This window comes from Shewanella gelidii (assembly GCF_014647855.1).
Taxonomy (GTDB): Bacteria; Pseudomonadota; Gammaproteobacteria; order Enterobacterales; family Shewanellaceae; genus Shewanella; species Shewanella gelidii.
In genome coordinates this window covers 1-16,875 of sequence record NZ_BMPZ01000017.1, presented here as the reverse complement: position 1 = coordinate 16,875, position 16,875 = coordinate 1, and the positions used below count along the sequence as shown (strand labels likewise).

General features: G+C 45.6%; 13 protein-coding genes. All 13 read left to right on the top strand.

All coding sequences use genetic code 11. The annotated features are described in order from the left end of the window. Positions 1-1,137 (top strand): elongation factor Tu (gene tuf / locus IEY18_RS17015; RefSeq protein WP_188923046.1); only part of this gene is annotated, 1,137 nt, incomplete at its 5' end. 283 nt (positions 1,138-1,420) lie between these two features. After that, positions 1,421-1,795 carry a preprotein translocase subunit SecE gene (gene secE, locus IEY18_RS17010; protein ID WP_188923044.1) on the top strand — a complete coding sequence of 125 codons (375 nt, stop codon included), beginning with the start codon at positions 1,421-1,423 and terminating at the stop codon, positions 1,793-1,795. Positions 1,796-1,804: 9 nt separating this feature from the next. After that, the gene (gene nusG, locus IEY18_RS17005; RefSeq protein WP_188923042.1) at positions 1,805-2,347 is read left to right on the top strand and encodes a transcription termination/antitermination protein NusG; all 543 of its coding nucleotides are present in this window, start codon (positions 1,805-1,807) and stop codon (positions 2,345-2,347) included. Between the two features lie 127 nt (positions 2,348-2,474). Continuing rightward, a complete protein-coding gene (gene rplK / locus IEY18_RS17000; RefSeq protein WP_188923040.1) occupies positions 2,475-2,903 on the top strand; it encodes a 50S ribosomal protein L11 in 429 nt (142 codons plus the stop codon). 4 nt (positions 2,904-2,907) lie between these two features. After that, positions 2,908-3,609, top strand: coding sequence for a 50S ribosomal protein L1 (gene rplA, locus IEY18_RS16995; RefSeq protein ID WP_188923038.1), 702 nt, complete (start codon positions 2,908-2,910; stop codon positions 3,607-3,609). A gap of 259 nt (positions 3,610-3,868) precedes the next feature. Beyond that, on the top strand, positions 3,869-4,366 hold the full coding sequence (gene rplJ / locus IEY18_RS16990; protein WP_188923036.1) for a 50S ribosomal protein L10: 498 nt from the start codon (positions 3,869-3,871) through the stop codon (positions 4,364-4,366). Positions 4,367-4,419: 53 nt separating this feature from the next. After that, a complete protein-coding gene (rplL, locus tag IEY18_RS16985; RefSeq protein ID WP_188923034.1) occupies positions 4,420-4,788 on the top strand; it encodes a 50S ribosomal protein L7/L12 in 369 nt (122 codons plus the stop codon). 237 nt (positions 4,789-5,025) lie between these two features. Then, positions 5,026-9,057, top strand: a complete 4,032-nt coding sequence (gene rpoB, locus IEY18_RS16980; RefSeq protein WP_188923032.1) for a DNA-directed RNA polymerase subunit beta — start codon at positions 5,026-5,028, stop codon at positions 9,055-9,057. A gap of 82 nt (positions 9,058-9,139) precedes the next feature. Beyond that, entirely contained in the window at positions 9,140-13,339 is a 4,200-nt protein-coding gene (rpoC, locus tag IEY18_RS16975) for a DNA-directed RNA polymerase subunit beta' (protein WP_188923030.1), read from the top strand. 191 nt (positions 13,340-13,530) lie between these two features. After that, positions 13,531-13,905: a 30S ribosomal protein S12 gene (rpsL, locus tag IEY18_RS16970; protein WP_188923027.1), complete on the top strand. Its 375-nt coding sequence runs from the start codon at positions 13,531-13,533 to the stop codon at positions 13,903-13,905. Positions 13,906-13,973: 68 nt separating this feature from the next. Then, entirely contained in the window at positions 13,974-14,444 is a 471-nt protein-coding gene (rpsG, locus tag IEY18_RS16965) for a 30S ribosomal protein S7 (protein WP_188923025.1), read from the top strand. A 75-nt stretch (positions 14,445-14,519) separates the two neighbouring features. After that, the gene (fusA, locus tag IEY18_RS16960; protein ID WP_188923023.1) at positions 14,520-16,616 is read left to right on the top strand and encodes an elongation factor G; all 2,097 of its coding nucleotides are present in this window, start codon (positions 14,520-14,522) and stop codon (positions 16,614-16,616) included. 85 nt (positions 16,617-16,701) lie between these two features. Next, on the top strand, positions 16,702-16,875 hold a 174-nt coding region (locus tag IEY18_RS16955), incomplete at its 3' end, for a GTP-binding protein (protein ID WP_229780013.1).

The following is a 16,875-nucleotide window of genomic DNA, read 5'->3' as shown; positions in this document are numbered from 1 at the left end:
ACCATCGGTCACGTTGACCATGGTAAAACAACTCTTACTGCAGCAATCTCAGCAGTATTGACTAAGACATATGGTGGTGAAGTTAAAGATTTCGCTTCTATCGATAACGCTCCAGAAGAGCGTGAGCGCGGTATTACAATTAATACTTCTCACATCGAATATGACACGCCAGCACGTCACTATGCACACGTAGACTGCCCAGGTCACGCGGATTATGTTAAGAACATGATTACCGGTGCAGCACAGATGGACGGTGCAATCTTGGTTGTAGCTTCTACTGATGGTCCAATGCCACAGACTCGTGAGCACATCCTACTTTCACGTCAGGTTGGTGTACCTTTCATCATCGTATTCATGAACAAATGTGACATGGTTGACGATGAAGAACTACTAGAACTAGTAGAGATGGAAGTTCGTGAACTTCTTTCTGAGTATGACTTCCCAGGTGATGACCTACCAGTTATCCAAGGTTCTGCGCTTAAAGCCCTAGAAGGCGAGCCAGAGTGGGAAGCAAAAATCATCGAACTAGCTGAAGCTCTAGATACTTATATCCCAGAGCCAGAGCGTGCAATCGACGGTGCATTCATTCTTCCAATCGAAGACGTATTCTCAATCTCAGGCCGTGGTACAGTAGTAACAGGTCGTGTTGAGCGTGGTATCATCAAGGTTGGTGAAGAAGTAGAAATCGTAGGTATTAAAGAAACTACGAAGACAACTTGTACTGGTGTTGAGATGTTCCGTAAGCTGCTTGACGAAGGTCGTGCAGGTGAGAACTGTGGTGTACTACTACGTGGTACTAAGCGTGATGAAGTTGAGCGTGGTCAAGTATTGGCAGCGCCTGGTTCAATCAACCCACACACAACTTTCGAATCAGAAGTATACGTACTTTCGAAAGAAGAAGGTGGTCGTCACACGCCATTCTTCAAAGGCTACCGTCCACAGTTCTACTTCCGTACAACTGACGTAACTGGAACTATCGAGCTTCCAGAAGGCGTAGAAATGGTAATGCCAGGTGACAACATCAAGATGGTTGTTACGCTAATCTGCCCAATCGCGATGGACGAAGGTTTACGCTTCGCAATCCGTGAAGGTGGCCGTACAGTAGGTGCGGGTGTTGTAGCTAAGATTGTTGAATAATCGACAAGCTTAACAGCACATTGAAAAAGGAAGCTTCGGCTTCCTTTTTTGTTTTCTGCTTTAGATTGGCCGAATTTTATTGTTATAGAGTGCCCAGCAACCTTGCTTACAGCGCTGAATAAGAATACAATCTATGGCCGATTTTTTACCTCTGAGCTTAGCTGTTCCAAGGGTGAGCTCGGATATATCCGATCTAACACTTGTTTAGATCATGAAATTTTTATTGTGTTTAGCTAGCCATATGGTTAGTTGTACAGGTCGTAGTGAGTAACGGAATCAACCGATGACAACGAATACTGAAGACCAGGGTAGTAACTCTCTGGATATCGTAAAGTGGGGCTTAGTAGTAATCTTGCTAGCCGCTGCGATTTTTGGCAACCAGTACTATAGCGATGAAAGTGTGCTAATTCGCGCAATTAGTGTTGTTGTCACATTTGTGGTTGCAGGTTTTATTGCTTTGCAAACCGAAAAAGGTAAGCAAGCAATGAGCTTTGCTCGCGAGTCGCACATTGAAGTACGTAAGGTTGTATGGCCGACGCGTCAAGAAGCATTGAACACAACGTTTGTTGTGCTTGCCGCGACCGGCGTTATGGCTTTGGTCCTATGGGGACTCGATTCATTACTAATGGTTATTGTTAACCTCATCACCGGCGTATAGGCGACACCAATGACTGAAGCAAAGAAAAGATGGTATGTAGTTCAGGCGTTTTCAGGTTATGAAGGCCGCGTTTGTAAATCTCTGTTAGAGCATATCAAGATGCACGGCATGGAGCACTACTTCGGTGAGGTTCTAGTACCAACGGAAGAAGTGGTCGAAATGCGTGCTGGTCAGCGTCGTAAGAGTGAGCGCAAGTTTTTCCCTGGCTATGTACTTGTTCAAATGGAAATGAATGATGAAAGCTGGCACCTAGTGAAGAGCATTCCACGGGTGATGGGGTTCATTGGTGGCACGTCAGATAGACCTGCACCGATTTCAGATAAAGAAGCGGATGCTATCTTACAGCGCCTACAAGAAACAACAGAGTCACCAACGCATCGCGTGATGTTCGAGCCTGGTGAGGTTGTTCGAGTGACTGATGGTCCGTTTGCTGACTTCAACGGTACCGTTGAAGAAGTCGATTATGACAAGAGTCGCGTAAAAGTTTCTGTGATGATTTTTGGTCGCTCAACGCCAGTTGAACTTGATTTTGGTCAAGTCGAAAAAAGTTGATTAAATAAAACACAAAATGTGTTTGGAATTGGGTGTGGATTTTATTATAATCCGCACCCGTTGTTTTAAGGGGAGCAGGTCGACATGAGGTCGGCGGGCGTTTGAACCCAAATAGAGGAAATGTCTCATGGCTAAGAAAGTTGATGGTTACATCAAACTGCAAGTAGCGGCCGGTGCTGCTAATCCGTCTCCACCAGTTGGTCCAGCTCTGGGTCAAAAAGGTGTGAACATCATGGAATTCTGTAAAGCATTCAATGCTCGTACTGAAAAGTTCGATAAAGGTATGCCAATTCCAGTTGTTATCACGGTATACACTGACCGTTCATTCACTTTTGAAACGAAGACTCCACCTGCGTCTTTCCTACTGCTTAAAGCAGCTGGTCTGAAGTCTGGCTCTGGTCGTCCTAACACTGAAAAAGTGGGTACTATCAAGCGTAGCGCTGTCCAAGAAATCGCAGAAACTAAAGCTGCTGATATGACTGGTGCAGATGTTGAAGCAATGATGCGTTCGATTGAAGGCACTGCGCGTTCAATGGGTTTGGTAGTAGAGGACTAATATAATGGCAAAGCTAACTAAACGCGCGCGTCTTATCCGCGAAAAAGTTGAATCAACTAAAAACTACGAAATCAATGAAGCTATTGCTTTGTTGAAAGAGCTTGCAACTGCTAAGTTCACTGAAAGCGTAGACGTTGCTGTTAACTTGGGTGTAGATCCTCGTAAATCAGATCAAAACGTACGTGGTGCGACTGTACTTCCACACGGCACAGGCCGTGAAGTTCGTGTTGCAGTATTCACACAAGGCGCTAACGCAGATGCTGCGAAAGAAGCTGGTGCTGAGCTTGTCGGTATGGACGAGCTAGCTGCACAAGTGAAAGCCGGTGAAATGGACTTTGACGTTGTGATTGCTTCTCCAGATGCAATGCGTGTTGTTGGTCAACTAGGTCAAATCTTGGGCCCACGTGGTCTGATGCCTAACCCTAAGACTGGCACTGTAACGCCAAACGTTGCTGACGCAGTGAAAAATGCGAAAGCAGGTCAGATCCGTTACCGCAATGACAAGAACGGTATTATCCACACGACTATCGGTAAAGTGGATTTTGAACCAGTTCAACTTCAAGAGAACCTAGAATCTTTGATTGCAGCACTGAAGAAGGCAAAGCCTGCTTCTGCTAAAGGTGTTTTCCTGAAGAAAGTTACCATCTCTACCACTATGGGTGCAGGTGTAACTGTCGACCAGGCAACTCTGAACGAAGTTAAGTAATTTTACAAGGCGCACGCGTTAGTCTATAATGCGCGCACCTTGAGGGTTGAAGCCTGTTTTTCAATGAAAAACTAGGCTTCCGTCCAAGACCGTAGGTGTTAACTGTTTCGGGTTAACTTAATTTCCTGCGTAGACGGTGTCGGACCCCAGATAGATTTATTTCTGCTGGATATACGCGCCGTAAGTTACTAAATATTATACTAATATTTAGTTTGGTAAAGACTAGGGATTCCCTAGATAAAATCCAGGAGTAAAGCCAATGGCATTAAGACTCGAAGACAAAAAAGCGATTGTTGCTGAAGTCAACGAAGCTGCCAAAGGTGCGCTATCTGCAGTTGTAGCTGATTCACGCGGCGTAACTGTAGGTGCAATGACAGCTCTTCGTAAGACTGCTCGCGAAAACGGTGTATTTGTACGTGTAGTACGTAACACACTGGCTAAGCGTGCTGTCGAAGGTACTGATTTTGAGTGCCTTGGAGAGACTTTCACTGGCCCAACTTTAATTGCATTCTCAAATGAGCACCCAGGTGCTGCAGCGCGTCTATTAAAAGACTTCGCGAAAGAAGAAGAGCAGTTTGAGCTGAAGGGCGCAGCCTTTGAAGGGGACTTTATCCCTGTAGCTGAGATTGATCGTTTGGCGAAACTGCCAACATACGAAGAAGCACTAGCACAGTTCATGATGACTCTAAAAGAAGCATCTGCTGGCAAGCTTGTACGTACATTGGCCGCATTGCGCGATCAGAAAGAAGCAGCTTAATTTTATTAGCCGCTTAAACAAAATTGAATTCAGAACAATAGGAATTATTTCTAATGTCTATCACTAAAGACCAAATCTTAGAAGCCCTTGCAGAAATGTCTGTAATGGAAGTTGTTGAACTTGTAGAAGCAATGGAAGAGAAGTTCGGCGTATCTGCTGCAGCTGCTGTTGTTGCTGGCGGAGCTGAAGGCGGCGCTGCTGCTGAAGAGAAAACTGAGTTTGACGTAGTTCTTACGAACCACGGTGCAAACAAAGTTGCTGTAATTAAAGCTCTACGTGGCGCTACAGGTCTTGGCCTGAAAGAAGCTAAAGGTATGGCTGAATCTGCTCCAGTAGCAGTTAAAGAAGCTATCTCTAAAGAAGAAGCTGAAGCACTTAAAGCTGATCTAGAAGCAGCTGGCGCTGAAGTAGAAATCAAGTAAGTTAAACTTTAACTTACTCTCTCCCGAGTCATCGGGTGGAGGCTGGCGGTTTTTTAACCGTCGGCCTTTTTTGCGCTGTAAGCGTAGGCGATTTTTTATTCACCGTTTGTCGCCACATATTGCAGTCCCTAGCAGAGATTACTGGCTAGGTTCTTGCCATCAACGGTGATGGGCAAACGTGCTGTTTAACAATAGTGTTATTCAGTCTTGGTCACATCTCGCAATCAGAGGAAACCCATGGTTTACTCCTATTCTGAAAAGAAGCGTATTCGCAAAGACTTTGGTAAGCGTCCACAAGTTTTGGATATCCCTTACCTGCTGTCAATTCAGTTGGACTCATTTAAGAAGTTCACCGATCAAGATCCTACGGGTGAGCGTGGTTTAGAAGCCGCTTTCCGTAGCGTTTTTCCCATCAAGAGCTTTTCTGGTTATTCAGAGCTGAACTACGTCAGCTACAAACTAGGCGAGCCAGTATTTGATGTGAAAGAATGTCAAATTCGTGGTGTTACGTACTCTGCACCATTGCGCGTGAAGTTGCGCATGGTACTGTATGATCGTGAAGCTGCCGCTGGTACAGTAAAAGATATTAAAGAACAAGAAGTCTACATGGGAGATATTCCTCTCATGACGGACAATGGTACCTTTGTCATTAACGGTACCGAACGTGTAATTGTTTCTCAATTACATCGTAGCCCTGGTGTATTCTTCGACCATGACCGTGGTAAGACGCACTCTTCGGGTAAAGTTTTATATAATGCACGTGTCATTCCTTACCGTGGTTCTTGGTTAGACTTCGAATTCGATCCAAAAGATTCTCTTTTTGTTCGTATTGACCGTCGTCGTAAATTACCGGCCACCATCATTCTTCGTGCACTTGAGTATTCCACACAGGATATTCTTGACTTATTCTTTGACCGCGTTGATTTCCGCATCAAAGATGATGTCTTGGTTATGGACTTGGTTCCAGAGCGCCTACGTGGTGAAACCGCAAGCTATGACATCAAAGACTCAGAAGGTCAGGTTCTGGTTGAAAAAGGACGTCGCATTACTGCGCGCCACATTCGTCAACTAGAAAAAACCAACACCACTGAGCTTGAAGTACCAGTTGAGTACATTGTCGATAAAGTTGCTGCGCAGGATTACATTGACCCAGATACGGGTGAAGTGATCGTTTCTGCTAACCACGAGATTAGCCTTGAAGATCTAGCGAAGCTTTCTTTAGCTGGCATTAAAGAAGTGGGCACCCTGTACATCAATGAACTTGATTCAGGTGCGTACATTTCTGACACATTACGTATTGATTCAACAACCAACCGCCTAGAGGCACTGGTTGAAATCTATCGCATGATGCGTCCTGGCGAGCCGCCAACCAAAGATGCTGCAGAAGCATTGTTCCAGAACTTATTCTTCAGTGAAGAACGCTATGACCTATCGAAAGTAGGTCGTATGAAGTTCAACCGTCGTTTGGCGATTGCAGACGATGAAGGTACCGGGGTTCTGTCAAAAGAAGACATCGTTGCTGTGATGAAAAACATCATCAATATTCGCAACGGTTTCGATGAAGTTGATGATATCGATCACTTAGGTAACCGTCGTATTCGTAGTGTTGGCGAAATGGCCGAAAACCAATTCCGTGTTGGTTTAGTCCGTGTAGAGCGTGCAGTACGTGAACGTTTATCTCTGGGTGATTTAAATGAATTGATGCCACAGGATTTGATCAATGCGAAGCCGATTTCGGCTGCAGTGAAAGAGTTCTTTGGTTCTTCTCAGCTTTCTCAATTTATGGATCAAAACAACCCGCTATCAGAAGTAACGCATAAGCGTCGTATTTCTGCATTAGGCCCAGGTGGTTTGACCCGTGAGCGTGCTGGTTTCGAAGTTCGAGATGTTCACCCAACGCATTACGGTCGTCTATGTCCGATCGAAACGCCAGAAGGTCCAAACATTGGTTTGATTAACTCGCTAGCGAGTTTTGCACGTACCAACTCATACGGTTTCCTAGAAACGCCATACCGCAAAGTTGTTGATGGTGTGATTACTGATGAAGTCGAATACTTATCAGCAATCGAAGAAGGTCGTTATGTGATTGCACAGGCGAATATCGAACTTGACTCTGAAGGCCGCATGCTTGAAGAGCAAATTGCTTGCCGTCACAAAGGTGAATCTACCTTTATGAAGGCTGCGGATATCCAATATATGGATGTATCGCCACAGCAAATTATTTCGGTAGCTGCGTCATTGATTCCGTTCCTAGAACACGATGATGCTAACCGTGCATTGATGGGTGCAAACATGCAACGTCAAGCTGTACCAACACTGAAGGCGGATAAGCCGCTGGTTGGTACCGGTATTGAACGCACGCTTGCTGTTGATTCTGGTGTTGTTGTTGCTGCAAAACGTGGTGGTTATGTTGATTATGTCGACGCTAGCCGCATCGTCGTTAAAGTAAACGAAGCAGAATTGACTCCAGGTGAAGCTGGTATTGATATCTACAACTTGACCAAATACACCCGTTCTAACCAGAACACCTGTATTAACCAACGTCCATGTTGTAGCGTCGGCGACCCAGTGGTTCGCGGTGATGTACTGGCTGATGGCCCTTCTACCGATCTTGGTGATTTGGCGCTTGGCCAAAATATGCGTATCGCATTCATGCCTTGGAATGGTTACAACTTCGAGGATTCAATCCTAATCTCTGAGCGTGTTGCTCAAGAAGATCGTTTCACAACCATTCATATTCAAGAGCTTTCTTGTATTGCGCGTGACACGAAGTTGGGTAGCGAAGAGATTACGGCTGACATTCCTAATGTTGGTGAATCTGCGCTGTCGAAGCTTGATGAGTCAGGTATTGTTTACATCGGTGCTGAAGTGAAGGGTGGCGACATCCTCGTTGGTAAAGTGACACCTAAGGGTGAAACTCAGCTGACGCCAGAAGAAAAGCTATTGCGTGCTATCTTCGGTGAAAAAGCTTCTGATGTGAAAGACAGCTCACTTCGTGTACCGAATTCAGTAAAAGGTACGATCATCGACGTTCAGGTCTTTACCCGTGACGGCGTTGAGAAAGACAAGCGTGCCGTTGAAATCGAAGAAATGCACATTACTCAAGCAAAGAAAGATTTGACTGAAGAGTTCCAAATCTTAGAAGAAGGTGTACTCGGCCGTGCTCGTAACCTCCTGTTGAACTCAGGTTACAGTGAAGCACAGCTTGCAAGTATTCCTCGTTCGCAACTGCTAACGCAAGTCATCGATGATGAAGCGAAGCAAACTGAGTTAGAGCAACTTGCTGAACAGCAAGAAGAGCTAAAAGCTGATTTCGATAAGAAGTTTGAAATTAAACGTCGCAAGATCACTCAAGGTGATGACTTGGCACCAGGCGTACTGAAAATTGTTAAGGTTTACCTAGCAGTTAAACGTACGATCCAACCCGGTGACAAGATGGCGGGTCGTCACGGTAACAAGGGTGTAATCTCTAAGATTTGTCCTGTTGAAGATATGCCGTACGACGAAAAAGGCAACCCAGTGGATATCGTATTGAACCCACTAGGTGTTCCGTCGCGTATGAACATCGGTCAGGTACTTGAAGTTCATATGGGTGCAGCAGCGAAAGGTGTGGGTAACCGCATTACTGAGATGCTGGAAGAGCAACGCGAACTTGCAGAGCTGCGTGACTATATCAAGCAGGTTTATGAGTTAGGTGATGAAGTACTACAGCAAGTAGATATTGATTCATTTACCGATGACGAAGTCATTCGCCTTGCGAAAAACCTAAAAGGCGGTATCCCGATTGCTACGCCAGCATTCGACGGTGCAAAAGAAAAAGAGATCAAGCAAATGCTTGAACTCGCAGGTCTGCCAACTTCAGGTCAGTTGACACTGTTTGATGGCCGTACAGGTAACGAATTTGAGCGTAAGGTAACCGTAGGTTACATGTATATGCTCAAACTGAACCACTTGGTTGATGACAAGATGCACGCCCGTTCTACCGGCTCGTACAGCTTGGTTACGCAGCAACCTCTGGGCGGTAAAGCTCAGTTCGGTGGTCAGCGTTTCGGTGAGATGGAAGTGTGGGCACTAGAAGCATACGGTGCCGCTTATACGCTTCAAGAAATGCTTACCGTGAAGTCTGATGATGTGAATGGTCGTACACAGATGTATAAGAACATCGTCGACGGCAACCATCAGATGCAGCCTGGTATGCCTGAATCCTTCAATGTATTGCTGAAGGAGATCCGCTCACTCGGTATTAATATTGAGTTGGATCAAGAATAAGACCTAGCCTAGGCTATGTATGGCAACCTCATGGTGCTCTGCGAGAGCGGAGCACCCGGTTTAACTCCTTCAGGAGAGAAACGTGAAAGACTTATTAAAGTTTCTGAAACAGCAAAGCAAGACTGAAGAATTTGAAGGTATCAAGATCGGCCTTGCGTCGCCTGACTTGATCCGTTCTTGGTCATTTGGTGAAGTTAAGAAGCCAGAAACCATTAACTACCGTACCTTCAAGCCTGAGCGTGAAGGTCTATTCTGTGCACGTATTTTTGGTCCAGTTAAGGACTATGAATGTTTGTGTGGAAAATATAAGCGTCTCAAGCACCGTGGTGTGATTTGTGAGAAGTGTGGTGTAGAAGTAACCCAAACTAAAGTACGTCGTGAGCGTATGGGTCACATCGATCTGGCGAGTCCAGTTGCCCACATTTGGTTCCTTAAATCATTGCCGTCTCGTATCGGTTTAATGCTTGATATGACACTGCGTGACATTGAGCGTGTCCTGTATTTTGAATCTTTCGTGGTAATCGAGCCTGGCATGACCAGCCTTGAGCGCGGCCAAATGCTAACAGAAGAAACTTATCTGGATGCATTAGAAGAATACGGTGATGAGTTTGAAGCCAAGATGGGTGCAGAAGCCGTACTTGAGCTACTCCGTGCAATCGATCTAGAAAAAGAGATCGACCAAATGCGCGAAGAACTGCCATCAATCAACTCAGAAACTCGTCGCAAAAAAGTGACGAAGCGTCTGAAGCTGATTGAAGCTTTCTACAACTCAGGTAACAAGCCTGAGTGGATGATTCTGAAAGTCTTGCCAGTTCTGCCACCTGATTTACGTCCACTAGTACCACTAGATGGCGGTCGTTTTGCTACGTCTGATCTGAACGATCTATATCGTCGTGTAATTAACCGTAACAACCGTCTGAAACGTCTATTAGACCTAGCAGCACCAGATATCATCGTACGTAACGAAAAGCGTATGTTACAAGAGTCTGTTGATGCGCTATTAGATAATGGTCGTCGTGGTCGTGCGATTACAGGTTCAAACAAGCGTCCTCTGAAATCTCTTGCTGATATGATCAAGGGTAAGCAAGGTCGTTTCCGTCAGAACCTACTTGGTAAGCGTGTTGACTATTCAGGCCGTTCGGTAATTACCGTAGGCCCAACTTTACGTCTGCATCAGTGTGGTCTTCCAAAGAAGATGGCGCTCGAGCTATTTAAACCATTTATCTATGGCAAGTTAGAAGGTCGTGGTCTAGCGACGACGATTAAAGCTGCGAAGAAAATGGTTGAACGCGAAGTTGCAGAGGTTTGGGATGTACTCGACGAAGTAATTCGTGAGCATCCAGTGATGCTTAACCGTGCACCAACACTTCACAGACTTGGTATTCAAGCATTTGAGCCAGTTCTGATTGAAGGTAAAGCGATTCAGCTTCACCCACTCGTTTGTGCGGCGTATAACGCTGACTTCGATGGTGACCAAATGGCTGTTCACGTACCACTAACACTGGAAGCCCAGTTAGAAGCGCGTGCGTTGATGATGTCTACGAACAACATTCTCTCGCCTGCAAACGGCGAGCCGGTCATCACGCCTTCTCAAGACGTGGTACTCGGCCTTTACTACACCAGTCGCGAATGTGTGAATGGTAAGGGTGAAGGAATGGCGTTTGAATCAGTACATGAAGCTGAAAAAGCTTACCGTACAGGTGCTGCTGAACTGCATGCACGTGTAAAAGTGCGCATCACTGAAACAAAAACAGATGTGACTGGCGAAAAAGTGAAAACGACACGTATCGTCGATACAACTGTGGGTCGTGCACTTCTGTCAATGATTCTGCCAAAAGGCTTGTCATATGATCTAGTAAACCAGAACATGGGCAAGAAGCAGATCTCTAAACTGTTGAACACTTGCTATCGTCAATTGGGTCTTAAAGATACTGTTATCTTTGCTGACCAATTGATGTATACCGGTTTCCACTTCGCTACGATCTCTGGTGCATCGGTAGGTATCGATGACATGGTGATCCCAGAAGAGAAATACACGCTTGTTGCAGATGCAGAAGCGGAAGTTTTGGAAATCCAAGAGCAATTCCAGTCTGGTCTTGTGACCGCTGGTGAGCGTTACAACAAAGTCATTGATATCTGGGCAAGTGCGAACGAGAAAGTTTCGAAAGCGATGATGGAAAACCTGTCTTCAGAGACAGTCATCAACCGTCAAGGTGAGCCAGAGAAGCAAGAATCGTTTAACAGTATCTACATGATGGCCGATTCGGGCGCTCGTGGTAGTGCTGCTCAGATCCGTCAGCTTGCAGGTATGCGTGGTCTGATGGCGAAACCAGATGGCTCTATCATTGAAACGCCAATTGTGGCGAACTTCCGTGAAGGTCTAAACGTTTCTCAGTACTTCATCTCAACCCACGGTGCGCGTAAAGGTCTAGCCGATACCGCATTGAAGACAGCAAACTCGGGTTACCTAACTCGTCGTTTGGTTGACGTTGCTCAAGATCTTGTTGTGATTGAAGATGATTGTGGCACGTACAAAGGCCTTGTCATGAAGCCGCTGATTGAAGGTGGTGATGTTGTAGAGCCGTTGCGTGAACGTGTTCTAGGTCGTGTTGTCGCTGAAGACGTATACTACCCAGGCACAGAAGACGTATTTGTTCCTCGCAATACACTGCTTGATGAAGCATGGTGTGACAAGCTTGAAGAGAACTCAGTTGATGAAGTTATCGTTCGTTCGGTAATTACTTGTGATACTGACTTCGGCGTTTGTGCGAAGTGTTACGGTCGTGATTTGGCTCGTGGTCATATTATTAACCACGGTGAAGCCATTGGTGTTGTTGCAGCACAATCAATTGGTGAGCCAGGTACACAGCTGACGATGCGTACGTTCCACATTGGTGGTGCGGCATCAAGAGCGTCTGCAGAGAACAATGTTCAAGTTAAGACTGCTGGTAAACTGAAACTGCATAATGCGAAGTTTGTTGAAAACAATGAAAACAACTTGGTGATCGTTTCTCGTTCATCTGAAGTTGCCATTATTGATGAACTTGGCCGTGAGAAAGAGCGTTATAAAGTTCCTTACGGTACCGTACTTGTGAAGCATGAAGACTCTACAGTGGCTGCTGGTGAAATTATCGCAAGCTGGGATCCACATACTCACCCAATTATCTCTGAGGTAGCGGGTAGTATTAAGTTCGTTGATATGATTGATGGCGTCACCATGACTCGTCAAACTGATGAACTGACGGGTCTATCTTCAATCGTTGTTCTTGACGTCGGTCAGCGCCCAACTGCGGGTAAAGAAATGCGTCCGATGATCCGTTTGGTGGATGCCAATGGCGATGACTTGATGATTCCAGGCACCGAAGTGACTGCACAGTACTTCTTGCCAGGTAACGCGATTGTAAATCACGATGATAACTCTGCGATTAGTGTTGGTGATGCGCTTGCTCGTATTCCACAAGAATCGTCGAAAACTCGTGATATTACCGGTGGTCTACCACGTGTTGCTGACTTGTTCGAAGCGCGTAAACCAAAAGAGCCTGCGATTCTTGCTGAAGTATCAGGTACGATCTCATTTGGTAAAGAGACTAAAGGTAAGCGTCGTCTAGTGATTACACCTGCTGATGGCGGTGATCACTATGAAGAGATGATTCCTAAGTGGCGTAACCTGAACGTGTTCGAAGGTGAGAAAGTCGAACGCGGTGAAGTGATCGCTGATGGTCCAGAAGCAGCACATGACATTTTACGTCTACGTGGTATTCACAATGTTGCGAACTATATCGTGAACGAAGTTCAGGATGTATATCGTCTACAGGGTGTAAAAATCAACGATAAGCACATTGAAGTGATTATTCGTCAGATGCTACGTAAGTGTGAAATCATTGATGCTGGTGACAGTGAGTTCCTAGAAGGCGAACAAGCTGAAGTTTCACGCGTGAAGATTGCAAACCGTGAGTTAGAAGCTCAAGGTAAGCAGCCAGCACGTTTTGAGCGTGAGCTATTAGGTATTACCAAAGCATCGCTTGCAACTGAGAGCTTTATCTCAGCGGCATCGTTCCAGGAAACAACCCGTGTTCTTACTGAAGCTGCGGTTGGTGGTAAGAGCGACAAACTACGTGGCTTGAAAGAGAACGTCATTGTAGGTCGTCTGATTCCTGCTGGTACTGGTTATGCACATCATAAGAGTCGTAATGAAGCGCGTACTCAGTCTGAAGAAGAAGTACCAACTATCAGTGCTAGTGAAGCTGAGCAAAACTTGGCTGACTTGCTAAATCTGACTTAATTATTGTTAGGTTTTAGTAAATAGAACTGAAAAAAGGCGCCTTTGGCGCCTTTTTTATTGGTTTTTGCAGGAAAAGTTGTCTATTTCTTGACAGGCAGGCATTACCTTTCTAAAATTCCGCGTCCCACCATTGTGGGATATAGATTTTTCACACCTTAATGTTGATTTGATCAACTGATTCGGAGCTATACATGGCAACTGTTAACCAGTTGGTACGTAAGCCACGCCAGCCAAAAGTCATGAAGACTAATGTGCCAGCGTTAAATGCGTGCCCACAAAAACGTGGTGTTTGTACTCGTGTGTACACTACAACACCAAAGAAACCTAACTCTGCACTACGTAAAGTAGCGCGTGTTCGCCTAACTAACGGGTTCGAAGTTACTTCGTACATCGGCGGTGAAGGCCACAACTTACAAGAGCACAGCGTGATTTTGATCCGCGGTGGTCGTGTAAAAGATTTACCAGGTGTTCGCTACCACACTGTACGTGGCGCCCTAGACTGTGCCGGCGTAACTGCTCGTCGCCAAGGTCGCTCTAAGTACGGTGCTAAGCGTCCTAAGTCTTAACGCAATCCGTTAAGTAAGGCCAAGCTAGTTTAATTGTTGGAAATCCCTGAAGCATACGGAGAATTGTTATGCCAAGACGTCGCGTTGTAGGACAACGTAAAATCCTACCTGATCCAAAGTTTAATAGTGAGTTGCTGGCTAAGTTCATCAACGTCATTATACAGGACGGCAAAAAGTCGACTGCTGAAAAAATTATTTACAAGGCACTAGATGTTGTCGCTGAAAAGAAAGGCGCTGAGCATTTAGCTATCCTTGAGTTAGCCCTGGAAAATGTACGCCCATCAGTCGAGGTTAAATCTCGTCGTGTTGGTGGTTCTACATACCAGGTACCATGTGAAGTACGCCCAGTCCGTCGTAACGCATTAGGTATGCGTTGGTTGGTTGAAGCGGCTCGTAAGCGTGGTGAAAAATCTATGGCTTTACGTCTAGCCGGTGAAATGCTAGACGCTTCAGAAAACAAAGGTACTGCTGTGAAGAAGCGTGAAGACGTGCATCGCATGGCAGAAGCAAACAAAGCGTTTGCTCATTACCGCTGGTAATGTCCTGGTGCAGGTGATTGCCTGCACCTCGTTTTATCTATTCAAGACTTAGGTCTTGGCTAAGAGGGTGTAATCGTGGCTCGTACAACTCCAATTGAGCGATATCGAAATATCGGTATTGTCGCTCACGTTGACGCAGGTAAAACCACAACGACCGAACGTGTTTTATTCTATACCGGTATGTCTCATAAAATCGGTGAAGTTCATGATGGCGCAGCTACCATGGACTGGATGGAACAAGAGCAGGAACGTGGAATTACCATTACCTCTGCCGCAACCACTACTTTCTGGCGTGGTATGGATGCTCAGTTTACTGAGCACCGTATCAATATCATCGATACTCCTGGCCACGTTGACTTCACTATTGAAGTTGAACGTTCACTCCGTGTACTAGATGGCGCTGTTGTCGTCTTCTGTGGCTCCTCAGGTGTTGAACCCCAGTCCGAGACTGTTTGGCGTCAAGCTGATAAGTATTCAGTGCCTCGTGTTGTATTCGTCAACAAGATGGATAGAGCCGGTGCTGACTTTGATGGTGTGATCGAACAGATCCGTAATCGCCTTGGTGCAACCTGTGTCCCGATTCAAATGAATATCGGTGCAGAGGATGAATTCAAAGGTGTTGTCGACTTAATTAAAATGAAAGCGATTAACTGGTCTGAAGAAGATCAGGGAACGACTTTTACTTATGAAGCTATCCCAGCAGAACTCGAAGATAAGGCCGCAGAAATGCGAGAGTACCTTGTTGAAAGCGCTGCTGAAGCTTCTGAAGAACTGATGGATAAATACCTTGAGGGTATTGATCTAACAGAAGAAGAAATTAAGCAGGCATTACGCACGCGCACGCTCAACAATGAGATTGTGCTAGCGACTTGTGGTTCGGCGTTTAAAAACAAGGGTGTTCAAGCAGTGCTTGATGCTGTTGTTGACTACCTGCCTTCTCCAATCGAAGTACCTGCAATTACAGGTATTGATGAAAAGGAAGAGGAAGTATCACGTCCTGCAGATGATGAAGCTCCTTTCTCTGCGCTTGCCTTTAAAATTGCAACGGACCCTTTCGTGGGCACGTTGACCTTTATACGCGTTTACTCAGGGGTGCTGGAAACCGGTGCTGCTGTCTATAACTCGGTAAAGCAAAAGCGTGAGCGTATCGGTCGTATGGTGCAAATGCATGCAAATGACCGAAAAGAAATTAAGGAAGTTTGTGCAGGAGATATTGCAGCAGCAATTGGTTTAAAAGAAGTCACGACAGGTGACACGCTTTGTGATGCAAACCATAAAGTGATTCTCGAGCGTATGGAATTCCCAGAGCCCGTCATAACCATTGCTGTTGAACCAAGATCCCAAGCCGCACAAGAAAAGATGGCGATCGCGCTACAAAAGCTAGCTGCAGAAGACCCATCATTCCGTGTGGAAACCGATGAAGAGTCAGGTCAAACCCTGATTTCAGGAATGGGAGAGCTGCACCTTGATATTATCGTTGACCGTATGCGTCGCGAGTTTAGTGTTGAGTGTAATGTGGGTAAACCTCAGGTAGCGTACCGGGAGTCTATTCGCAAGGCAGTCGAAGTAGAAGGCAAATTCGTGCGTCAATCTGGTGGCCGAGGTCAATTCGGACACGTTTGGTTGAAGCTTGAACCTCAAGAAGAAGGTTTTGGCTACGAATTCGTTAACGAAATTGTTGGTGGTGTGGTTCCTAGAGAATACATTCCAGCAGTTGATAAAGGTATTCAAGAACAGATGAAGAACGGCGTTTTAGCTGGCTTCCCCGTCTTGGATGTAAAAGTTACCTTATATGACGGTTCATATCATGATGTGGATTCGAATGAGATGGCTTTTAAAGTTGCAGGTTCTATAGGCTTTAGAAAGGGTGCGTTAGAAGCGTCTCCAGTATTGCTTGAACCATGCATGAAGGTTGAAGTGACTACCCCAGAAGATTATATGGGTGATGTAGTTGGTGACTTGAATCGTCGTCGTGGCATGATCGAAGGAATGGATGACGGCATTGCCGGCGTCAAAATTGTTCGTGCAACAGTACCTTTATCAGAAATGTTTGGTTATGCAACAGATTTGCGCTCAGCGACACAAGGCCGTGCTTCTTACTCGATGGAGTTTTTGAAGTACGCTGACGCACCGCAAAATGTTGCCAATGCGATTATTGAGTCCCGCGGTTAATAGCCGAAGTGGATGACATCATCGTTTAATTGATTGATACTGTCTGGGCAAATCCCGGACAATCCTGAATAGAAAGGAATATATCGTGGCTAAAGAAAAATTTGAACGTAGCAAACCGCACGTTAACGTAGGTACCATCGGTCACGTTGACCATGGTAAAACAACTCTTACTGCAGCAATCTCAGCAGTATTGACTAAGACATATGGTGGTGAAGTTAAAGATTTCGCTTCTATCGATAACGCTCCAGAAGAGCGTGAG